Source organism: Streptomyces sp. NPDC057287 (assembly GCF_042667905.1).
Lineage (GTDB): Bacteria > Actinomycetota > Actinomycetes > Streptomycetales > Streptomycetaceae > Streptomyces.
This window is the reverse complement of the sequence record NZ_JBHUYV010000013.1, coordinates 140,495-161,205: the sequence shown is the minus strand read 5'-3', so window position 1 is coordinate 161,205 and position 20,711 is coordinate 140,495. Positions and strand designations below refer to the sequence as shown.

General features: G+C 69.2%; 20 protein-coding genes. 10 read left to right on the top strand and 10 right to left on the bottom strand.

What is annotated here, in order from left to right:
- Window positions 1–58 precede the first annotated feature (58 nt).
- Entirely contained in the window at window positions 59–1,069 is a 1,011-nt protein-coding gene (locus tag ACFUNE_RS24830) for a LysR family transcriptional regulator (protein ID WP_383572098.1), read from the top strand.
- A gap of 1,113 nt (window positions 1,070–2,182) precedes the next feature.
- Here the strand turns inward: ACFUNE_RS24830 and ACFUNE_RS24825 are convergent.
- Entirely contained in the window at window positions 2,183–2,833 is a 651-nt protein-coding gene (locus tag ACFUNE_RS24825; protein ID WP_383572095.1) for a type III effector protein, read from the bottom strand.
- Window positions 2,834–2,962: 129 nt separating this feature from the next.
- On the opposite strand from ACFUNE_RS24825, the gene ACFUNE_RS24820 reads away from it, so the two are divergent.
- From ACFUNE_RS24820 to ACFUNE_RS24795, 6 genes are all read left to right on the top strand, one after another.
- Window positions 2,963–3,397, top strand: coding sequence for an Hsp20/alpha crystallin family protein (locus ACFUNE_RS24820; protein ID WP_383572092.1), 435 nt, complete (start codon window positions 2,963–2,965; stop codon window positions 3,395–3,397).
- Window positions 3,398–3,730: 333 nt separating this feature from the next.
- Window positions 3,731–4,165 carry a DUF2267 domain-containing protein gene (locus ACFUNE_RS24815; protein WP_383572089.1) on the top strand — a complete coding sequence of 145 codons (435 nt, stop codon included), beginning with the start codon at window positions 3,731–3,733 and terminating at the stop codon, window positions 4,163–4,165.
- 342 nt (window positions 4,166–4,507) lie between these two features.
- Window positions 4,508–5,311, top strand: coding sequence for an alpha/beta fold hydrolase (locus tag ACFUNE_RS24810; RefSeq protein ID WP_383572086.1), 804 nt, complete (start codon window positions 4,508–4,510; stop codon window positions 5,309–5,311).
- Complete coding sequence (locus tag ACFUNE_RS24805) at window positions 5,311–6,687, top strand: PP2C family protein-serine/threonine phosphatase (protein ID WP_383572083.1); 1,377 nt, start codon at window positions 5,311–5,313, stop codon at window positions 6,685–6,687. Before ACFUNE_RS24810 ends, ACFUNE_RS24805 begins: the two co-directional genes overlap by 1 nt.
- A 130-nt stretch (window positions 6,688–6,817) precedes the next feature.
- Complete coding sequence (locus ACFUNE_RS24800) at window positions 6,818–7,687, top strand: RNA polymerase sigma factor SigF (RefSeq protein ID WP_383572080.1); 870 nt, start codon at window positions 6,818–6,820, stop codon at window positions 7,685–7,687.
- A 263-nt stretch (window positions 7,688–7,950) separates the two neighbouring features.
- Window positions 7,951–8,214, top strand: a complete 264-nt coding sequence (locus ACFUNE_RS24795; RefSeq protein ID WP_383572077.1) for a hypothetical protein — start codon at window positions 7,951–7,953, stop codon at window positions 8,212–8,214.
- A 25-nt stretch (window positions 8,215–8,239) separates the two neighbouring features.
- On the opposite strand, the gene ACFUNE_RS24790 is transcribed toward ACFUNE_RS24795, so the two are convergent.
- The 7 genes from ACFUNE_RS24790 to ACFUNE_RS24760 all read right to left on the bottom strand — a co-directional run bounded on the left by ACFUNE_RS24790 (window position 8,240) and on the right by ACFUNE_RS24760 (window position 14,006).
- Entirely contained in the window at window positions 8,240–8,368 is a 129-nt protein-coding gene (locus ACFUNE_RS24790; RefSeq protein WP_383572074.1) for an LPFR motif small protein, read from the bottom strand.
- A gap of 106 nt (window positions 8,369–8,474) precedes the next feature.
- Window positions 8,475–9,041, bottom strand: coding sequence for a type 1 glutamine amidotransferase domain-containing protein (locus tag ACFUNE_RS24785; protein ID WP_383572071.1), 567 nt, complete (start codon window positions 9,039–9,041; stop codon window positions 8,475–8,477).
- A gap of 503 nt (window positions 9,042–9,544) precedes the next feature.
- Complete coding sequence (locus tag ACFUNE_RS24780; RefSeq protein ID WP_383572296.1) at window positions 9,545–10,711, bottom strand: aromatic acid exporter family protein; 1,167 nt, start codon at window positions 10,709–10,711, stop codon at window positions 9,545–9,547.
- A 136-nt stretch (window positions 10,712–10,847) separates the two neighbouring features.
- Window positions 10,848–11,612, bottom strand: coding sequence for a glycosyltransferase (locus ACFUNE_RS24775; protein ID WP_383572068.1), 765 nt, complete (start codon window positions 11,610–11,612; stop codon window positions 10,848–10,850).
- Window positions 11,609–12,226, bottom strand: a complete 618-nt coding sequence (locus ACFUNE_RS24770) for a class I SAM-dependent DNA methyltransferase (RefSeq protein WP_383572065.1) — start codon at window positions 12,224–12,226, stop codon at window positions 11,609–11,611. Before ACFUNE_RS24770 ends, ACFUNE_RS24775 begins: the two co-directional genes overlap by 4 nt.
- On the bottom strand, window positions 12,223–12,993 hold the full coding sequence (locus ACFUNE_RS24765) for a PIG-L deacetylase family protein (protein WP_383572062.1): 771 nt from the start codon (window positions 12,991–12,993) through the stop codon (window positions 12,223–12,225). Before ACFUNE_RS24765 ends, ACFUNE_RS24770 begins: the two co-directional genes overlap by 4 nt.
- Window positions 12,990–14,006 carry an acyl-CoA dehydrogenase gene (locus tag ACFUNE_RS24760; protein WP_383572059.1) on the bottom strand — a complete coding sequence of 339 codons (1,017 nt, stop codon included), beginning with the start codon at window positions 14,004–14,006 and terminating at the stop codon, window positions 12,990–12,992. Before ACFUNE_RS24760 ends, ACFUNE_RS24765 begins: the two co-directional genes overlap by 4 nt.
- A gap of 429 nt (window positions 14,007–14,435) precedes the next feature.
- Here ACFUNE_RS24760 and ACFUNE_RS24755 point away from each other — a divergent pair, with 429 nt between their 5' ends.
- Together ACFUNE_RS24755 and ACFUNE_RS24750 are read left to right on the top strand one after the other, a co-directional pair.
- Window positions 14,436–14,678, top strand: coding sequence for a DUF2945 domain-containing protein (locus tag ACFUNE_RS24755; RefSeq protein WP_383572056.1), 243 nt, complete (start codon window positions 14,436–14,438; stop codon window positions 14,676–14,678).
- Between the two features lie 99 nt (window positions 14,679–14,777).
- On the top strand, window positions 14,778–15,677 hold the full coding sequence (locus ACFUNE_RS24750; protein ID WP_383572053.1) for a tetratricopeptide repeat protein: 900 nt from the start codon (window positions 14,778–14,780) through the stop codon (window positions 15,675–15,677).
- Window positions 15,678–16,085: 408 nt separating this feature from the next.
- Here the strand turns inward: ACFUNE_RS24750 and ACFUNE_RS24745 are convergent, their stop codons facing one another.
- Both ACFUNE_RS24745 and ACFUNE_RS24740 read right to left on the bottom strand, forming a co-directional pair.
- Complete coding sequence (locus ACFUNE_RS24745) at window positions 16,086–17,141, bottom strand: YncE family protein (protein WP_383572050.1); 1,056 nt, start codon at window positions 17,139–17,141, stop codon at window positions 16,086–16,088.
- 274 nt (window positions 17,142–17,415) lie between these two features.
- On the bottom strand, window positions 17,416–19,215 hold the full coding sequence (locus ACFUNE_RS24740; protein ID WP_383572047.1) for a hypothetical protein: 1,800 nt from the start codon (window positions 19,213–19,215) through the stop codon (window positions 17,416–17,418).
- 211 nt (window positions 19,216–19,426) lie between these two features.
- Between ACFUNE_RS24740 and fes the strand changes: the two genes are divergently transcribed.
- A complete protein-coding gene (gene fes, locus ACFUNE_RS24735; RefSeq protein WP_383572044.1) occupies window positions 19,427–20,698 on the top strand; it encodes an enterochelin esterase in 1,272 nt (423 codons plus the stop codon).
- Window positions 20,699–20,711: the final 13 nt, after the last annotated feature.

The window sequence follows — 20,711 nt, the reverse complement described above, 5'->3', positions numbered from 1 at the left end:
GCCGCCATCAACTGCCGCTTCTGCAATGATTGTTGACCTGTGGTTGACGATCGGGGGAGTGGTGGAACGACGTGAGATCGAGATCTTTCTGACGGTCGGCGAGGAGCTGCACTTCGGCCGCAGCGCCGAGCGACTGCACATCTCGGTGGCCATGGTCAGCAAGACGGTCCAGAAGCTGGAACGGTCGGTGGGCGCGGCCCTCTTCGAGCGGACCAGTAGACGGGTGGCCTTCACCGCGATCGGTCGGCGTCTCTTCGAGGATCTGATCCCCGCCCACCAGGCCCTGATGGACGCCTTCGCGCGAGCAGTGGCCTCAGGTCGAGGCGTGGACGGCGTGTTGCGGGTCGGGTTCCTGGGAACGGCCACCGCACAGTTCGTGATGCGCGCGGCTGAGCTGCTGCGAACCCGGCATCCGGGGTGCGAGGTGCGGCTGCAGGAGAGCCGATTCGCGGACGGGACGGCGCCGCTGCGCGACGACGTGATCGACGTCCTGCTGATCGACAACTTCGCGGTCCCGGTATCGACGCTCGCACCCGACCACAGCGCGGGCCCCATGCTGTTCCGGGAGGCGCCGATGCTCGCTGTCTCGGCGCGCCACCCGCTGGCGCGGAGGGGAGGAGTGGAACTGGCGGAGCTCGCGCGGTACGAGGTGCTGAGGCCGCGGGCGCCCTCGGCACACGCTGCGCGGACGCCCGCTCCCGGGCAGGCAGCCCGATGGGTCGCTCCCGAGGGAGCGGAGCAGTTGTTCGCTCCTGGGCAGGCGGATTCGTCGTCCGCCCCCGGCAGAGCGCCGGAGGGCCGAGGCACTGGGCGAAGCACGGAATTCGGCAGCATCCAGGAGATGTGGGCGCTGGTCGGCGGAGGCCACGGAGTCTTTCCCGTCCCGTCCCACGCGAGTGTGTACGACGCTCGCCCCGACATCGCGTTCGTCCCGATCGAGGGAGCCCCGGCGTACGAATGGCGCCTGATCTGGCTCTCCGCTTCGGACAACAACCGCGTCCGGGCCTTCTCCGAGGCGGCCTGCGACTACGTGGCGGTGCACCCCGATCCACTGACCGCGATGGCGTAGTCGATGTCAGGCGTCCGGAAGCTTCCGATCAAGAGCTGAGGTGCCCCGGACGCGTCCATGACGGGCGCTGACTGCGGACGCCTCCCCACTGGCTCGGGCTGATCAACTGGCCACCGAACTCATGCGTATCCCGGCGCGGTTCACAGTGCGCCAGGGCCTGCCGTCCCGCAGCGGGCGTGTCCTTCCGGCCCTGGTTGCTCAGCCCTTGCGGCTGGCCCGCAGGCCTTCTCCAGGAGGGTGCGGAAGCCGATGAGGTCGACTGACATGTGTTCTCCGTTCGTTCGCCCTGCGGCCCTGCAATCCTGCGGCTCCGGGGACCGTGTGTGTCTTCGGCGGGGCCCAGTCAGGACACGAGGCCCCGGGCGCCGGCGACGGCTTCGTCGAGGATCACCAGGCCCTTTGCCAACTGCCCCTTCCTCCGCGGTGTGCAGCGGAAAGAAATGACCACCTCGTCTTGGAGACCGGCGGTCTCCGGCAGCAGCCCGGCCCGGGAAGCGCGGCTCGGCCAGCACATGGCGGCGGGCTGTTCCGACGAGGGAGCGGCGCACCCGTTCGCCCAGGGGCAGAGTTTCCGGCCCGGAGGGTGCCGTTGTGCTCGCCGGGCCGCCGCACGTCGTACTCGGGGCGCATCAGAGTGCGGGCCATGGGTGTCCCGTACCCGCTGATGGACCTGGACAGGCCCGACATGCTTCGTGATGGCATGCACCAGACCGCGGCGCACCGAGGAGTGGCGCCGTACCGGCGCAACTCCAGCCGGTCTTCTCAACGGGCCTGAGCGGCCTGTCCGCCGTCGTCACCGGCGGATCGCGTGGCTTCGGATTGCTGGTCGCCGATGAACTCCTGCGGCGAGGGTGTGGCTGGTGTGCGCGCACCGTTTTCAGGGCTGGAGGGCGAGCATCGGCCCGACACGGCCGATGATCCGGCCCGCCGACTTCGACGCCCCAGCTGATCACGGTGGCGGAGTCGTCCTGGGTGGCGTCCACCACGCCATGCTCGACATCGCACGGATGTGGCAAGTCGACCTCGGCGGACAGAAAGCGGTTCTCGACCACGTTTGAGGCGACTCAAAGATCATGTGCGGGACAGCCCTGAAGCACCGCTACGCGGGTGCTGTCAAAGAGGGCTTCGTTGGTCACGGCTGTTTTCTCTGATTCGGTCCGTACGACGGTTGATCGCGCTGACGCGGTCCGCCAGTTCGGGATGGCTGTCCGCAAGGTGTTCGACAGCTGCGGTCAGTGCTCCGATGAGGTTGGCGCCGTCGTTGTCGGTCAGGGCCGCCGCCAGCAGTGAGGTGACTGCTGGGGGAAGGCCCTCAACGGCCGCGATCTGGCCGGCGAGCTGACGCAGGTCGCCGACATTGCTCCGGGCCCAGGTGGCCACGCTGCGGTCGGCGGCGCGATCGCTCCGAGTGGCTTCCACACGCTGTTCGCCAGTGGCGCCCGGCGCGCCGGGGCGGACGCGTAGGTAGCGACGCTCCGCGGCCTGTCGGCTAGCCACGCCGAGCGGGTGGGCGAGGTCGGCCCAGCTGGTGCCGGCCTTGCGGGCTGCTTCGATCAGTCCCGGCTCCCATGCGGCCAGCTGCTCACGCAGTTCACGCAGCAGGAGCAGGGCAGCTAGCACCTGTTCGGACGTTGCCGCCTCGCTCGCCGGGTGGGAGGGGGGAGTGGGTGACTGGGCGGTCCGGACTGCCCCGTCGATGGAGCTCAGTGCTGCGGTGGCAGCGGCGAAGGATGTGGGCTCGCGACCTTCGGGTGGTGGGCACATTTGAGTCTCCGCTCTCGTTGTCACCCTTCCGATGACACTGTAGTTGTCATCGTTCGGATGACATGCTACAACAGTGGCAGACGAAGCGCATTGGCAGTTTCTGCCCGAACCTGTGGAGGTGTTTTCGCGATGTTGATGCGCACAGACCCGTTTCGCGAGCTGGACCGACTTGCCCAACAGCTCACCGGTGCCGCCGGGAGCTGGCACAAGCCGTCCGCCATGCCGATGGACGCCTATCGTGAGGGCGAGGAGTACGTAGTCGCCCTTGACCTGCCCGGTGTCAGCCCGGACGCCATCGATGTCGACGTCGAGCGCAACATGCTCACTGTCAAGGCGGAGCGCCGTCCGGTCGCCACGGGCGCGGATGTGCAGGTCGAACTCTCCGAGCGGCCGCTGGGTGTCTTCTCCCGCCAGCTCGTCCTGGCCGACGCACTGGACACCGAGCGCATCAGGGCCGAGTACGACGCAGGGGTGCTGACCCTGCGCATCCCGATCGCCGAGCGAGCCAAGCCCCGAAAGGTCACTGTCGGCGCAGCGGCCTCCCGCACGCCGATCGGCTCCTGACTCCAGCTCTTCTACCCGGGCCCGGGAAGGCGACGCGCGGGAGACGTCCACGGCAGGGCCCTCCCGCGCGTCGCACCGCGCCGCGGCTGGTTCTCCGTGACCGCCCTCCACCTGCGCCTACTCCTCGCAGGCAATGCCGTACGGACCTGGACCGGTCTTCCGGAGGTGCCGTCCTGCGAGGCCTTGAGAGGACAAGGCCTGAGATGCCAGGACTTCCTGCCGCCAACCCGGGCACACCTGAAGTTACGACCCCTCAGCAGATCCGCAGCTCCACCGCCGGCGCCCGCACGCATGGGCCGGCAGCTGCCCCGTCCAGAAAGGCATCCCCCAGCGATGCGCACTCTGCGTGACACGACTCGCTCCACCGCTGACGTGACGTATGACCAGATGCTGGAGAAGATCAGGTACGACGGCGCCTACCCCACACGCGAACGGGCGGAGACCGTCACCGAAGTCGTACTGTCCGCCCTGGGCAGGCAACTGAGCGGCGACGAGCGTGTCGACCTCGCCGCCCACCTCCCCACCAGGGCCGCCCGCCTCCTCACCGCCGAGATCCCGAGCCCCACTCCGCTCACCGGCTGGTCCTTCGTCAAGGATCTGGCAGCGCGCACGGGAGGCACCCCCGCAACCACCCGCTGGGACACCGGAGCCGTCCTGGTCACCATTGCGGATCTCGCCGGCCCGGCCCTTCTCGACCGGATCCTGGCCCAGCTCCCCGCGGGCTACGCTCTGCTCTTCGGCCGAGCCGAACTCATTCAGGCCGCCTGACCGGCGACCTGCCGGGTCGCGCCGGCGAACACCGGCGCCGTCACGGATCGCCGCCCCTCGATGAGAGGGGCGGCCCGCCAGCCACCTGCTGGTGCGGCGATCGCAGTGATGTGAAGGCCGGATATTTCCATCGGCCCCTGACCACCCGGCGGTCCCGGGTGCCCGGTCCTGTGACCGGTGGCCCAGTCATCCGAGACAGACCCCACCCTCAGGCAACCCCTCAAAGAACCTCGGGCGCCGCACCACAGGAGGCGCGGGCGCCCCCGGGGGGTGCGGTGTGTGACCTGTGAGGATGTTCAGCTGCTCGTCAGGTGCACGCATGCCGATGGGATGATGGCTGACGTGGACATCCGCAACAGGAACAACGTCACGGTCACCGGCCCCGCCGACGGACCAGTGGTGATACTGGCGCACGGCTTCGGCTGCGATCAGAACATGTGGCGGCTGATCGAGCCGGCGCTGGCGAAGCAGTACCGGGTGGTGCTGTTCGACTACGTCGGCTGCGGCCGCTCAGATCTGTCTGCCTGGGACCGGAAGCGCTACTCCTCGCTCCAGGGCTACGCCCAGGATGTGACAGACGTCTGCGAGGAACTGGACCTTGAGCGCGCGGTATTCGTCGGGCATTCGGTCAGCGCCATGATCGGGGCCCTGGCAGCACAGGCTTCACCGGAGCGGATCGGAGCTCTGGTGATGGTGGCACCCTCTCCCTGCTACATCGACGACGACAATTACCGAGGCGGCTTCACTGCCGAGGACATAGACGAGCTGCTGGCATCGTTGGAGTCGAACTACCTGGGCTGGTCAGCTGCCATGGCCCCAGTGATCATGGGTAACCCGGAGAGGCCGGAGCTGGGACTGGAACTGACCAACAGCTTCTGCGCCACCGACCCCGACATCGCCCGCGTCTTCGCCCGCACTACGTTCCTGTCCGACAGTCGTGAGGACATGACGCGAGTGAGCGTCCCGACGCTGGTGCTGGAATGTGCCCAGGACGCCATCGCCCCCCGTGAGGTGGGCGCCTATGTGCATTCAGCCATACCCTCATCCACTCTGGTCACACTGGATGCCACGGGGCACTGCCCCCAACTGAGCGCCCCGCAAGCCACCGCGCAGGCAATCCTCGACTTCCTGGCAGGCCGCCTGTGATGTGCCGCACCGGTGAGGAGGCGGAGCCCCCGAAGGCCGGCAGTATCGCTGGTACGGACGCCGCGTTCACCGCGCTTCTGGAGGACAGTGCCGAGGAACTCTACGAGGCAGCACCCTGCGGTTACCTCTCCACCCTGATGGACGGCACCATCGCGAAGGCCAACGCCAGGCTGCTTGGCTGGCTCGGCCTGGACCGCGAGAGCGTGGTAGGGCGCAAGCGATTCGCCGACCTGCTCACTGTCGGCGGCAAGCTCTACCACGAGACCCACTTCGCGCCCTTGCTGCGGATGCAAGGCGAACTGCATGGCATCGCACTGGAGATAAAAGCCGCCGACGGCGCCAGACTGCCGGTGCTCATCTCCTCACAGATCAAGTACAGCAGCGAAGGCGAACCGCTACTGATCCGCACCACAGTCTTCGACGCCTCCGACCGCCGCGCCTACGAAGAGGAACTCCTACGTCGCAGCCAGGAGGCGCAGCGGGCACGTGCCGAGGCCGAACAGGCTCGTCAGGAAGCAGAGAAGGCCAGGCTCCGAGCTGAGGCGGACCGGAAGCGGCTCGCCGACGCGCTGACCGTACTGCAACAGTCACTCGTGCCCACCTCGCTGCCCGACGTGCCGGGACTGGAAACGGCTGTGCACTACCACACCGCCTCCGACGACCAGCTCGGTGGCGACTTCTACGACCTGTTCCCCCTCGATGCGGCACGCTGGGCGTTCTTCCTGGGTGATGTGTGCGGCAAGGGTCCCCAGGCTGCCGCTCTGACCTCACTGACCCGCTACACCCTGCGTGCTGCCGCACACCACGATCCCGAGCCCGTCTCGGCCCTCACGACTCTGAATACCGTCCTGCACGAGCGATACGGCGCGGACGGCGACCCCCGCTACTGCACCGTCATCTTCGGGATTGTCGAGCCCGGACTAGAGGACGGGCAGGTCGCCCTGCGCCTGGCCTCCGGCGGCCACCCGCCGGCCCTGGTCCTGCGTTCCGACGGCCGGGCCGAATTCCTGCGCACCCCTGGTGGGATGCTCGTCGGCGCCCTTCCCGCAGCTCCGTTCAGCACCGCCCATACCGTTCTCGCCCCCGGCGATACGCTCTTGCTGTACACCGACGGCCTCACCGAAGCCCGCACCGGCCCCACCCGCAAGGACCTGTACGGCGAAGACGCCCTCCAGGTTTTTGCCGCAGCCCTCGCCCCCGCAGCCCCTCAGGATGTGGTCGACTCCCTGATCGCACTGCTGAACGGTTTCGGAGCCGGTCTGGACGACGACACCGCCCTGCTCGCCCTCGGCGCCCCCGCCAACCGCCCTGGCATCCCGCCGGGCGACGGAGGAGTCGCGATGAGGCCGCTGTACATTGCCGCGCGCGACGTCTGAGCCGGTCAAGGGCGCCTGCGGGCATCAATTCGACTTTCTCTCCCAGCGAGGTGTGTCGCGTTTTCTCGCGGGTACCCGCTGGTCCGCGTACGGGGGATACAGGACGGCAGAGACATGGAGGGGAAGTTCAATGTCGGTATTGACGCAGGCCGGCGTGTCCGCAACCGCAGCAGATGCGGTGCTTCCGAGGATCAACGATCCTCACAAGGTCGCACCGAAGGACGCCCGAGGGCTGGGCAAGGTTTTCTTCGACCGGCTCCAGGACTGCGAAGAGGGCACGGCGGAGTACCAGTACGCACGCAACACCCTGATCGAGATGAATCTGTCGCTGGTGCAGTTCGCGGCCAAGCGCTTCCGCAACCGTGGCGACGGGCAGATGGAAGACATCATCCAGGTCGGCACCATCGGTCTGATCAAGGCGATCGACCGGTTCGAACTGTCCCGTGAGGTCGAGTTCACCACCTTCGCGATTCCCTATGTCGTAGGTGAGATCAAGCGCTTCTTCCGTGACACCACATGGGCTGTCCACGTCCCGCGCAGGCTTCAGGAACTGAGGATCACGCTCGCCAAGGCCAAAGACGACCTCGGTGCCGCGCTGGACCGCGACCCCACGGTCGCCGAGCTGGCCTCGCACCTGGACATCAGCGAAGAGGAAGTCGTTGAAGGCCTCATCGCCTCCAACGGCTACACCGCCGGTTCTCTGGACCTACCCGCGACCCGCAGCGAGCAGACAAATAGTGCAGACGGGGAAGGCCGGACGCTCGCCGACCTGACAGGGGACCTGGACCCCAGCATGGAGCTGGTGGAAAATCTGCATGCTCTGACCCCGCTGCTCAGGGCCCTTGATGACCGGGAACGAGCCATAGTGCAGATGCGTTTCGGGCAGGAGATGACTCAGGCGCAAATCGGCGAACACCTGGGTCTTTCGCAGATGCATGTTTCACGTCTCCTCACCCGCATCTTGAAAAAGCTCCGTGCCGGCCTGCTCACGCAGGACTGATCTGCCTCGTCACCCAGGCAGCAGGTAGCACAGGGCCTGTTCACGAACCCGCGGCTCCGCTGCCGGGCGGCGTCCCGTCTCCGAGCACTTCGCATGCGAGTAACTCGCTGGCACACACCTGAAAATCTATGCTGACCGAGGTAGATGTTGCGTGGTGGTGCAGTTATAATTTCTGTCGTGCCCAGAAGGGTGTAGCAGTTTCCTCTGGGCCCCGGTGCGACATGGCACCGGGGCCCTTACGCGTTCCCGTCGAAGATGTGCAAGTGACAGCGGGCGATTCCTTCGGCCGTCTCGACGACGACTACCTCGCCTACACCACGGGCCGCGCCGCCGAAATGCTCGGCACCACTCAGGGCTTCCTGCGCGCTATCGGCGAAGCCCGCCTCATGACCCCGCTCCGGTCCGCGGGCGGTCCTGAAGCCCAGCACCCCGGCGACGGCCATCCGGGCTGCATGCTTCGACGTGATGCGATGGGGAGTTCGCCAGTGCCCGATAAGGCGTGGCTCCTGAACCGGCGCGAACGGTAGTGACGAAGCCGGAGAGGAGGATCCGTCAGTGGCGCCCTCGCGCGCTGTCGGAAGCACCACCGAAGAGCCGGGCAAGGGCGCGGAAGGGCAGGGTGACCACGGTAGCGACGGCGCCGCCGATCGATCGCAGTACGTCTGCGATGGCCTTGAACATGAGATTCCTCCAGCTGGGATGGTTCTTGCAGTGACGACTCGCAGGCACCCGCGCTTCGTGCCTGAGGGCTCGGAGAGAGCCCGTTGGGCACTGCTCGAATCGAGAATCAGGAGCCGACGAGAGCCTTGTTGATGGCGTCCAGGAAGTCGTCCAGGTCCTTGGGAGTGCGGGAGCTGACCAAGGTGTAGCCGCCCTCGGCGTCGCTGACCACGGATTCATCGACCCAGGCCGCGGCGCCCGCATTGCGGATGTCGGTGCGCAGAGAGGGGTAGGAGGTCAGGGTCTTTCCCCGGACGACATCGGTCTCCACCAAGGCCCACAGGCCGTGGCAGATGGCGGCAATCGGCCGCCCCGATGATGCAAAGGCTTTGACCAGGGCGAGGGCTTCGTCCTCCAGACGGAGCTGGTCGGCGTTGAGGGTGCCACCAGGCAGCAGCAGTAGCTGGTAGTCCCCCGGGTCGACCACGTCGAAGGTGGCATCGGGTTCCACCCGCTCACCCAGGTCCTTGTCGCCCACCAGGGTCTGAATCGGCTCGGCGCTTGCGGCGGCGACGGTGACGTCTGCGCCGTCCTCGCGTAGCCGCTTGCGCGGGACCAGCAGTTCGTCCTGCTCGACCCCGTAGTTGGTGACGAGAACCAGTACACGGTGTCCGTTCAGAGGTCGGTCAGCCATGGTGAGCGCCTTTCATCGTGGTGGGATGCGGACCTCGGTGGTGTGGTTTGTGCTCTTTCAACGGCCGAGAGCTTTACGCAGCTGCTCCTTGTCCCCCAGGAGGTCTTACTCGCTTCCTGGGATTCTGCGGAGCGGCCCGTTCCTCGCTGTCCTTGATGTGTTCGTACTGACGCTCCCGTTTGGGGCTCGCACCTGCCCGCATGACTGTTCTCCTCTCGGGGCTGAGGTCGGGGGACTGGCGAGACGTACTCCACTGACGCGCGAGTCATCACTCCCGATCCAGTGCACGCCGTCATGACGCACCGCGCGACCTGGGAGACGACTGAGGGCTGGGGGGGGGCAGCACCGTCGCAGCCGCCTGTGCCCCGACGCGGCCCGTGGAGCCGCTTCTCCGACGCCGCCGACGTCCGGTGGAGGCTGGAAGCGAAAGGCCGATGTTCGAGCGGGCTGCGCGCCGGTCGCCGTCCTCGTAGGAGGTGGGGCGGTCCGGCGCTGCAAACGGGTCAGTCGTTCGTGCGAGGCCCTTGGTGGCCGGGTGCACGCAGATCCCCGGCAGCTGTGCCCGGGCGCCGGCGGAGCCGTCCCTGGCTGCGCTGCGCTGCTTCGAGGAGTACTTCGGAGGTATATCTGAACTCCTCCATCAACCGCCCCGCTTCGGTGACGAGGATGCCGTACGGGACAGTGGGATCAGCAAGGGACAGTGGCAGTCTTCCGGCCTCCTCGACTACCTCAGCACGCTGCGACTCAGCTTCCCGGGTGAGGCGTTTCAGCCTCTTCGCCTGTTGGAACAGGGTCGTTTCGTCGAGCGTCGTCAACACCTCCGCGGCCTCGCTGACGGCCTCGAGGAACACGCCGTAGCGCTGCAGGAGAGGTCTTCCGGAATCCCCCAGTTCGCGTGACTGATCGAGGGCGCGGATGAGGCCGGCCACCTGGTAGAGCGTGCGTTCGAGAGCGTCGAGCACGGCCTCGTAGCCCTCGAACCCGGGGTGACCGCGGTAGCGACGCATCAAGCGCCGCGGGTTGAGGAGGGTGCTCTCCTTGGCTGTTTCGAGCCCCGACCGGGCCTGCTCGATCATCTGGCCGGTGAGCGCTGCGCGGGCTCGCCATCCGGCCGTCGTCTCCTGGTCCGGGACCTGCTCCGAGAGCACGGGATACATGTCGGCGAGGAGCCCGTACAGGGCGCCGGCGAGGTTGCGGATGCCGTACTCGGCGCTGCGATAGCGCAGCGGTGGGGCGATGAGGACGTTGACAGCGGTGCCGATGGCGCATCCGATCAGCACGAGCACCACGATCTCCCCGAGCCGCAGGAAGCGCTCGGAGCCTCCTGCCGATGCGGTGTAGGTGGCGAAGGCGAAGAAGGCGGCGGTGGCGACCTGTGATCCCTGGGCGCCCAGGACCGGCCAGCGTCCGATCGTCAGGGCGACGAGAGCCACGAGCGCGAAGGTCAGCAGTTCAGGGCCTGAGAACAAGCCGATTGCGGCCTGCACCATCACACCCGCCACTACCGCGGCGACGTAGCGCAGTGACTGTACGAGGGATCGGTACACGGTCACCTGCATGATCAACACAGCCGAGAACGGCGCGAACGCCGGCGAGTGGGCGTCAAGGACATCAGCGGCGATCACCCAGCTCAAGGTGGCGGCAAAGGTGCTCTTGCCGATCACCAGCAGGGTGTTCCGCTCCTCACCTCCGCCGGAGAGAGCACGGTGCCACCAACGAGCCGCAGCTCGCAGCCTTCGCGGGCCCCGTACGCGGGCCTTCGCACTCTCTGAGACGGCGTCCGCCTCCCTCCGTCCTCGGCCTTCGTCAGTACGGTGTCGCCCGGTCCTCGCTGAACGCCTTCGGGTGCAGCGGTCGCGTGTCCCTCACGAGCTGAGCAAGGTGATCTGCGTATCCGCCCCGGGCCCTGGCAGTCAGACGCGCGGAGGTGAGAACCGGAAAGCGCCTGGTGCGGAGGACCCGGTAACCATGCGCCTGCAGGGCGGCCACCAGTGCGTGATCCTCTCCGGCGGTGAGGGAGGGAAACCCCCCGACACGCAGATACGCATCCGCGCGCACCCCCAGATTCGCCCCGTGGACGTGCGGGTGAAGACCGGAGCGGTGCCCCGCGCTGCCGGCCGTCGCGTAGGCCCGCATGTGATCGCTGATCACGTCTTCGACCGCGGCCGGCCATCCCTGAGGGCGGATCGTGCCCACCACCGCGTCCCAGCCCCGCTCCGCGCAGGCTCGCTGATGGGTAAGCCAACGAGGCGGAACTTCGCTGTCCGCATCCGTCGAGGCGATCCACACGGTGGCGGGGTCCACGCCGAGTGTGCCCAGAGCCAGTCGTGTGCCGGCGGCTCTGGCCTCACCCGGGCTGCGCGCACCGAGCGTCGCGACCACAGCACCCTCCTGGCGGGCCGTCTCGTACGTCTGGTCGGTGCAGGCGTCGGCAGCGACCACCACGAGCAGCCGGACCGATCTGACGGCCGGATGACGTGCCGCCCGACGAACAGAGGCGAGGGTTGCCGGAAGGAGGGTCTGTTCATTGTGCGCAGGAATCACCACGGCGATGGCGGCGAGACCGGTCACAGAAGTCCCTCGAACCCGGCGGGGGAGAGTGGAGGTGCCTCACCAGGCAGAACCCGGCTGAATGTCTGTAGAACGAAATCTTCCTCCGTGTGATCCACGCCCAGGAGCAGCCCGGGTTCACGCGCCAGCCGCTCGGCCAGCTGTGCACCGGTGTACAGGTGCTCTTGCACCGGGTGGTTCCAGTGCACCGTCACCAGGGTCCCGCCGGCGTCGAGGGAGTCGATTGCGCGTGACAGCAGATCGTCCAGTCGCCGCTCGTCGAAGTAGTAGAGGAGTTCGGAGAACACGATGAGATCGAACGTTCCGTCCGGCCACTCCTGGGGCACGGTGAGGCGGGTCACCTCGACGTGGCTGAGGTCCGCTGTGTGCCGACGGGCGGTGGCGACGGCGGATTCGATCCGATCTGCGGCGACCAGTTCATCGCACCTCTGAGCGAGAAGGCGCGTCAGCTGCCCGACAGAGCATGCGGGCTCGAAGACACGCCGGAAGCGTGGCCGCGGCAGCGACGCCAGGGTCAGTGCGTACTTCCGCTCCTCGTACCAGCGCTCCTGGAGATGCCACGGGTCACTCCTGCCCTGGTACATCTCTTCGAAGTATTCGGCCGGAGTGCTCACTGGAACACCACCTCGTGGGGGCGCAGATGATGGGCGATCTCCTCGGGCGGCAGAATCGCCGCATCCTGCACACCCGGCCCGAGAGGCCGGATCTGCGAGGCGAACGCATCGATGGCATGCCGCTTGCGCGCCCGGACCTCGGGGGTGAGCGACAGCTTCGCAGCCCGGCTCCAGGGCACGCGGGGATCGCCGGGCACCGCCCAGTGCCACAGCCAGATGGGGTATTCGACAAGGGGTACGTCAGCCTCCTCGGCTGCCGCTCGTGCGGCGCGGCCGGCCGCCTCGTGGTCGCCATGCACGTCACCGGTCCACGGCGCGGCCACCAGAGCCGCTCCGCGGCACAGCGGGAGAAGCGCCTTGCGCAGGTCGTCCTCGTGCGCTGCCACCCGGGAGTCCGGGATGTGCAGTCGCACGACGTCGGCACCGCCGGCGCCCAGCCGGCCCAGAGCGGTGCGGGTCTCCTCCGAACGGATGGCCGCGAGCTCGTGAGGCCGCAGCACTCTGCTGTGAGGGTGAGACCCTTCACCGTCCGTCACCGCTACGACGGTCAGACGGTGCCCGAGGTCCGACAACACGGCGAGGGCGCCGCCGAAGCCGAGTACCTCGTCATCCGGGTGTGCGGCCACGACCACTACGCTTCCGGAGGGCGGAAGCGGAAACTCACGCACGGCATCCCAACCCGACCACGTTGCCCACAGCCCCTCGGCCGTGCCGGGGGCCTGGATCGGATTCGCGTAGGAAGACGGGTCGTCGGAGCGCGTGCTCACAGGCCCTCACCATCGCCGAGGAGGGCGCCGAGCTCGGCGAGGTTGCGCTCCGCGTGGTGCTGTCGGATGTATACGGTGAGGTCGGCGACGTTGCGCGCGTGACGCTGGTCGTGGCAGAGCGGTCCCGCACCGGTAGCGCGGCCGACGTGGTTCAGTGCGCGACCACAGACGGCCTCGACAAGGCCCCGGACGCGCAGACTCCGCAGTCGAGCCCCGCCCTTCGAGTCCAGGGGATCGGTGTCGATGGCGGTCGCAGCTGCCTCCAGGGCGAGATCTGCCGCATGCAGGTCGATGTCGACGACACCGAGGTGCGCTTGAGTGTGCGGGTCGTTCCCGCGAGTTGCCGCCGCGTACAGCGGACGTGCCACTGCGTGCGCTCCGCCGAGCCAGCAGGCGGCCACTCCGATGCCACCGTGCTGAAAACCGGGCCGGTTCACATAGCCCTCGACATCCCCCACGGGTTCGGCCGCCGCATCGTGGAAACGCACATCGGGCGTATCCGAGCCGGCCATACCCAGTGCTCGCCACGTCCCCTCGACCGGTTCGTACGACGCGTCACCCAGGGCGACGGCGAAGAGACGGCGCCCGTCCTCGGCGCATGCGGTGACCAAGGCGTGCGTGCAACTGTGCGCCCCGGAGCAGTACTGCTTGAGTCCGCTGACCGTCCACCCGCCGCCGGGCCGACGAGTTGCGGACAGGCCTTCACCCGGAGGTTCCGCAGCCCACACCCCCCAACGGTGGCCCGGCTCCGCGGAGGGGCCACCGAGCTCGGCGAGGATCGCCACAGCGTCGACGTGTCCCTCCACCAGTCTGGCGAGGCACAGATCATCCTCTGCCACCGCCCGCAAGGCGGCGAAACGTTCAGCTGTTCTGCCGCTGCCGGGCAGCGGGAAGTGCAGGCGCCCGCTGTCCATCGCGCTGACCGCCTCGGCGAAACGCGCCGAGGTCTCCTCTCGTAGCGCACGTGCCTCGAAGTCCCCGGCCGTGCCTGGAGGCGCAAGGTTCTCGGGCACGACAAGACGCCGTTCGGAAGTGCCTGTCACTCGGAAGTCCCTTCACTTTGATGCTCTGGGGGCCTCATCCGCCGAGAACGCTTTCGTCACGCCTGCACGGGGCCGGCACGCGAGAGAGCAAACACATCGCCTGCCTGCATCGCGTGCCCAGGCTTTCGGCTCACAACCTAACCGCGACGTATCGTCCGATTCGGGAGCCGCGTCCTGGCCGAAGGCGTGCCGTGATGCCGCCGACGTCTCCCGAAAGCCGCGCCTGCCTGCTGTTCGCCGCCGCTGCGGTTCTGTAGCCGATCGGTTGGCTGCCGGCCCGGGACGGACCGGAGGACACGTGGCCCCACATGCGAGGACGCCATGCACCCGTGATGCTGATGGAGACCGGGCGCCGTTCGGCGGACCGTTCCTTCCGCTCGACGAGAGAGAGGATGTCCGATGGCCGGCAAGGGCAAGGGCAAGGACAAGAAGCTGTCCCGTGGGGACGACGTCACATGGAAGAGCCATGGCCAGGAGGTCGAGGGCACCGTCACCCGGAAGGTCGCCGGGCGGACCGAGGCCGCCGGCCGGACCGTGGACGCGTCCAAGGACGAGCCGCAGTACGAGGTGGAGAGCGACAAGACGGGCAGGAACGCAGTCCACAAGCCCGAGTCACTGCGCAAGAAGGACAGCGGCTCGTGAGCGGCGGACGGGACGGATAGCGGCAGTCCGGCGACACCGTCGGCTGTGTCCCTCGCGGGCGGCGGGGGACCCGCCGAGCGTCGCGGTTATTCTTCGCTGATGTCGAATCAGTCAGTGGCGGCGGGGATCGGTCTCGCTCGTGTGATGGCGCACTGCGGCGGAAGTCCGGCCGGCGCCGTGCGCTTCCTTGTGGGGGCGATAGCGTCCGCCCCGGCGGACCCGGAGCCGTACGCGGCCCTCGGCGAGTTGTGGCGGGAGCGCCGCCCGGAACTGGAGGAGGCCCTCGAAGGGGACGGCTCCTTGAGCGCTGTGCTGGCGCAGGCGTACTTCCTGTTCCTGCAAGGAGACATGGACAACGCGGCGATGGCCCTGGGGGCGGTCGCGGGGGCACGGCCCGATGTGGCGTGGGGCGCTGCCCCGTGGTTCGGCGACGCCCGCTTCCTCGACGTGGTGAGTGCGGAGGCGCTGGCGGAAGCCTGTCTGCGGACGCTGGACCGCGACCACGACCTGGACACGAACGAGATGCGGGAGCGGTTCGCACCCTGGTTCCATGTCGTCGACGTGGTGTCCGAACGAAGTCCCGTGCCGGCTTCGCTGGCCGCCATGGCCCGGCTGCCCCGGGCCTGTGGACGCTACGGGCTGGCCTTCGACCTGTGCGACCGTGCCGACGCGGTCGAACGGGTCATGTGGACTGCGGTGGCACGCGCAGCTACCTGGCGCGCGAAGGGCGACCTCGACCGTGCCGCGACGGCCTTCGAGGACGCCCTGGCCCTGGACTCCGCCAACTGGTCCCTGTACCTGGATCTCGCCGACGTCCGGGCCGAGCAAGGTGACGTGGTCACCGCTGTGGATCTCGTAGAACAAGGTCTGACCCACGCCCCGACCGAGGAATCCCTGCACACCGCGCGTGCCGTGTACCGCGCGCGCCTGTCAGGCGCGTCCGGCGGCTTGAGTGCACCTCGGCCCGCTTATGATCCGCCCCACGATCTTCCTGGCTGAGAGTCCTGATCGGCGGGAGCGTTCGGAAGTTCTGCTACCGGGCCGTCGACACCGTCCGTCGGCAGGCTCCTGAGGAACGGGGCAAGCCGGTCGGCGATCACCCGGTCGTCGTGAGCTGAGGTGTGCCCGTCACATCCGAGGAAGTCCAGGCCCGACCGATCGAGGAACCAGTAGTGGACCCCGCTGTCGCCGGCATCCTTGCGCGCCTCGACCACCTGCCGTCACGGGTCGAGCCACTCGTCGCCTGCGCGTCGGAGGGCCGGGAACACTCTTCGTCTCCGGGGACACGACCGCGCCGGGGTGCCCGGCCCACTGCTTCTGGCAATGGGCCGGACAACCGGCTGTGAATGTGGGGGAGGTGGCGCGACATCCGGCGGTGAGGAGTGGGGGCAGTGCGCTGGGGCCGTGTCAGCGGGTGAGGCGGAAGCTGTGCACCTGGTCGGCGCCGTCGAGGCCGGCTCCGGACTTGTCGACCACGTACGCCGTGCCGTTGGCGACGGTGACGTGGTTGGGGTTGGCGCCGGTGGTGACCGTCCGGACGACGGAACCCTTGCGCGGGTCGACGACCGTCGCCGTGGCGGCGGTGCGGTTGACGACCACGACGTTGCCCGTGCGGTCGTCGCCGGCGACGGACAGCGCGCCCGCGCCCGTGGCGACGGACTTGGTGACGAGCCCCTTCTTCAGGTCGATCACAGAGAGGTCGCCACCGGTCTGGTTGGCGGTGTACGCGGTCCGGCCGTTCTCGGACAGGGCGATCGAGATCGGGCCGTCGCCGGTGGGGATGAGGCGCGGGGTCGTCGACCTGGCCGCGACCTCGATGACCTGGTCGCCGTTGAGGTCCGCGGCGTAGGCGGTGCCGGTGCGCTCGTTCACGACCAGACCGGTCGGGGAGGACCCGGCGACGGTGACCCGCTTCTTCTCCTTGAGGGTCCTGGAGTCGAAGGCGACGAGGGTGCCGTCCGCGAACGCGCTCGCCCACACCGTGTTGTGGCGCTCGTCGACGACGATCTCCCGGGCGTGGCCCACGCCGGGGAGGGTGGCGAGGTGCTCGCCGGTGCGCTGGCTGTAGACCGCGACGGTGTTGTTGCGGGTGTTCGTCGTCCAGACGGTGTTGTGTTCGTCGTCCACGGCTACGCCGTACACGGCTTCCAGGGCGCCCGTGGCCGCGTCGGTGACCGGCGGGGTGATGGTCTGCTTCACCTTGAGGGACTTCGGGTCCACCTTCAGCAGGCTGGAGGCGAGGACCGGCGGACGGCCCACGGCGGACGTGGTCCACAGGACGTTGTTCCGCTCGGAGTACGAGGACTGGTAGAGGCCCTTCACGAGCGGCGCGACCGTGACGGTGCCGGCCGAGGTGTGCGCGGCGGCGGTGCCCGTCAGCGCTGCGGTGCTGCCGGCGGTCACCACGAGGGCGATGGCGGCGCGGGTGACGGTGCGACGGGTTCTGCGGGGGGACGAGGTCATGCGGGGGTCAACTCCCTGACAGGGGTACCAGTGGGAACTGTGTGGTTTCAGTGAAACCACACAGTCATAACTTAGCTTAGGCTTACCTAAGTAACGTGCTTTTGGGCGTGTGACGAGGGCAACAACGGCCCTGTGGAGACGCTGTGTTCGGGTGGCGCCGGGTGTTCGGACGCGTGCCGGTGTTGGACGCGTGCCGTCAGTTCTGCGCGGCGTGCCCGCCCGGACGCGCGTGCCGTCAGTTCTGCGCGGCGTGCCCGCCCGGACGCGCGTGCCGTCAGCTCTGCGCGGCGTGCCCGCCCGGACGCCGGCGTACGACGACCAGGGTCGTGGCTGCGGCGCCGGCCGCTCCGCCCACCGCCGCGGCCGCCGCCGACCAGGCGATGGTCGCGTACGAGACGGAGCTCGCCGCGGACGCCGCGGTGACGGTGTTCGGCGTGACCCGGGGCGCGGTGGCCGCCGCCGGGCCGGCGCCCGCGGCCGTCGAGCCGGGCGCGGTCACCGTGAAGTCGACCTTGAGGGTGGTGGACGGGTTCGGCGCGAGGAAGCGCAGCCAGTGGGCCCCCGCGGGGGTGTCGGCCGGGATCGTGACCTCACCCTTGTACGAGCCCGAGGCGTCCGCCTTCCACTGGCCCAGGATCTCCTCGTCGTCCAGCTTGATGGTGACGGTCTGTCCGGCCGGGAACGAGGTCACCTCGAAGGGGATCTTCCCGCCCGGCTGCACCTGGCTGGCCGATATCGCGGCCTTGGCGCCCCGGGAGTTGGACGCACTGGCCGGCGCACCCGTGGCCGCGGGCACCGCGGCGGTGCCGGCGGATCCGCCCGTGCCGCCCGATGAGGTGCTCGCCGCAGCCTGCTCGGCGGAGGCGCCGGAGGTGACGGTGAAGTCGGCCCGGAGGCTCGTCGAGGGGTTCGGCGCGAGGAAGCGGAGCCAGTGGGCGCCCTTCGTGGCGTCCGCCGGGATCGTGACGGTCCCGGTGAGCGAGCCGTCCGCGCCGATGCCGTTCGGCCACTGGCCGATGATCTTCGAGTCGTCGAGCTTGACGGTGAGCTGCTGGCCGGCCGGGAAGCCCGTCACCCGGAAGGAGACCTTGCCGCCGGCGGCGACCTGTGAACCCGCGGTGATCGTGGCGGACGTGGTCGCGCTGCCGCCCGCGCCGCCGACGGAGCCGGACGATCCGCCGACGCCGCCCGAGCCGCCGCTGCCGCCGCTCGTGCCCGTGTCCGTACCGCCGCCCGTGCTGCCGCCCGTCCCCGTCCCGCCGCCGCTGCCCGTGCCGGCCGACGTCACGGAGATGTCGGCCCTGAGGCTCGTCGAGGGGTTGGGGGCGAGGAAGCGCAGCCAGTGCGCCCCGGCCGAGGCCGACTTGGGGACGGTGACCGTCGCGGTGAGCGTCCCGTCCGCCTTCACGGCCGAGGGCAACTGCCCGATGATGTCGGTGTCGTCCAGCTTCACCGTGACGCTCTGGCCCTTGGTGAACCCGGAAAGGGTGAAGGTGACCTTCCCGCCCGCCGTCACCTCGGCGTCCTTCAGCCGCACCGCCGGGTCGGACGCGGGCGGTGCGGTCGTCGGGGGCGTCGTGGGGGTCGGTGTGGGAGTGGGAGTGGGTGTCGGGGTAGGAGTGCTGCCCGTCACCGTCAGGTTCTCGCTGCGCACGCTCGTCTGCGGTGCCAGGAAGCGCAGCCAGTGCTCCCCGCCGGGGGCGGCGTCGGCCGGGACCGACACGGTGCCCGACACGCTGCCGTCGTCGCCGATGGGGAACTGCTTGAGCAGGGACGCGTCGTCGAACTTGACGCTCAGGGTGGCTCCGGCGGGGAAGCCCGTCGCCTCGAACGGCACGGAGCCGCCGGGCTTCACGGCCGTGGTGCCCAGGGTGACCGTGGGGGCGACGGAGTCGGCGACGAGGGCGACCGTGCCGGTCGCGTCCGCTCCGGCGGGGCCCGCGGCGAGTGGCAGGGCGGCCAGGGTGCCGATGCCGAGCGTCGCGCCTGCGGCGAGTGCGGCCATCCGTCCCAGCCGGGGGCGGGGCGTCGCGGAAGCGGACCTGGCGTTACGGGAGGGTCTGGCAGGGTTCATGGTGAGCTGCTCCAGGCGGGCGGCGGAGAGGGTGAGGAGGAGGGCGTGCGGAACAACGGCCTTGCGGACAAGCCGACAAGGGCCCTCCAGCGCACTTAGGTTAGCCTAACCTCAGCACCACGCACGTCCTGTACGCGTTCGAGAGGTAAGGTGACCCTAAGCTGCCATTCCTCGTTGTTCCTCGTCGTCCTCGCTGTTCGGAGCCCGTCACGTGATCACGTCAGTGCCGCCGCAAGACGCCCCGCGCCGGCCCCCTCGGACCGTGCGCCCTGACAAAGTGCCGCGGCTCCTGGAACCGGCGCGGCGGCTTCCCGCACCGGGGGAGACCGAGCAGTTCTGGGCCGAAGTGCGCGGCAGCGGCACCCCCCTCGTCGGGCCGGACCCGCAAGGCAGCTCCGACCACCTGGCGGTGACGTTCCTGTGGCGCGGCGCCGGCACCACCCGCGCCGTGCAGGTCCTTCCCAACAAGCTGGGCGATCCCCGCGCCCCCGAGGGCAATCTGATGGAGCGGGTGCCCGGCACCGACGTATGGCACTGGACCCTGCGTCTGCGGCACGACTGGCGGGGGACCTACGTCTTCTACGTCGACGAGGGCGACGGCCCCGGCCCCGGCACCCCTGGCTACTGGCAGTGGCTGCGCACCCGGCGGCGCCACGACCCGCACAACGCCCGTACGCTGCCCCGCCGCTGGGGTGGCGATCCGGTGTCCTGCGCGGAACTCCCCGCCGCTCCGGGCGGACTGGACTGGCAGCCGAGGCCGGGCGTCCCCCGTGGCCGCGTGGCCGCCCACGAGGTGCCGGCCGAGAAGCTCGGAGGCACCCGCCGGGTCTGGCTGTACGAACCGCCGGGCGTCCAGGGGCACTCGGACGGGCTGCCCGTGCTCGTGCTCCTCGACGGTGAGCACTGGCAGCCGAAGCTCGGGCTCGCACACCTGCTGGACAACCTGATCGCGGACGGCCGTATCCCTCCGCTCGTCGCCCTGCTGCCGGAATCCGTGGACGCGGACACCCGGTGGTCCGACATGACCTGCCGCCCGGAGTTCACCGCCTTCCTCGCCGACGAGCTCCTGCCCTGGGCCGCGACCCGGCTCCCGGTCACCGACGACCCCGCCCGTACGGTCGTCGCCGGACAGAGCCTCGGAGGCCTCTCCGCCGCCCATGCGGCGCTGTCCGCCCCCGGCCGCTTCGGCAACGTCCTCGCGCAGTCCGGCTCCTTCTGGTGGCCAGACGGCCCGCAGGCGCAGTGGCTCACCGACCGGATCGCCGGAGCCCCGCGCCTGCCCGTCCGGTTCTGGCTCTCCTTCGGCGAACAGGAATGGGTCGCCCTCCCCGCCGCCAGGCGGCTGCGCGAGGTCCTGGCGGCAGCGGGCTACGAGGACGCCTCCTACCGGGAGTTCAACGGCGGTCACGACTACCTGTGCTGGCGCACGGAGCTCGCCGACGGCCTGGTGGACCTGCTGGGTCCGGCCGCCCCCACTGAGTAGGGGCGGCCCGACC

Bases quoted from the DNA above. Each gene is read 5' to 3' on its own strand.
- ACFUNE_RS24755 (WP_383572056.1), top strand. From the start codon at position 14,436: ATGGCCGGCAAGGGCAAGGGCAAGGACAAGAAGCTGTCCCGTGGGGAC.
- ACFUNE_RS24750 (WP_383572053.1), top strand. From the start codon at position 14,778: ATGTCGAATCAGTCAGTGGCGGCGGGGATCGGTCTCGCTCGTGTGATG.
- ACFUNE_RS24745 (WP_383572050.1), bottom strand. From the start codon at position 17,141: ATGACCTCGTCCCCCCGCAGAACCCGTCGCACCGTCACCCGCGCCGCC.
- ACFUNE_RS24740 (WP_383572047.1), bottom strand. From the start codon at position 19,215: ATGAACCCTGCCAGACCCTCCCGTAACGCCAGGTCCGCTTCCGCGACG.
- ACFUNE_RS24790 (WP_383572074.1), bottom strand. From the start codon at position 8,368: ATGTTCAAGGCCATCGCAGACGTACTGCGATCGATCGGCGGCGCCGTC.
- ACFUNE_RS24785 (WP_383572071.1), bottom strand. From the start codon at position 9,041: ATGGCTGACCGACCTCTGAACGGACACCGTGTACTGGTTCTCGTCACC.
- ACFUNE_RS24815 (WP_383572089.1), top strand. From the start codon at position 3,731: ATGCGCACTCTGCGTGACACGACTCGCTCCACCGCTGACGTGACGTAT.
- ACFUNE_RS24825 (WP_383572095.1), bottom strand. From the start codon at position 2,833: ATGTGCCCACCACCCGAAGGTCGCGAGCCCACATCCTTCGCCGCTGCC.
- ACFUNE_RS24805 (WP_383572083.1), top strand. From the start codon at position 5,311: ATGTGCCGCACCGGTGAGGAGGCGGAGCCCCCGAAGGCCGGCAGTATC.
- ACFUNE_RS24820 (WP_383572092.1), top strand. From the start codon at position 2,963: ATGTTGATGCGCACAGACCCGTTTCGCGAGCTGGACCGACTTGCCCAA.
- ACFUNE_RS24800 (WP_383572080.1), top strand. From the start codon at position 6,818: ATGTCGGTATTGACGCAGGCCGGCGTGTCCGCAACCGCAGCAGATGCG.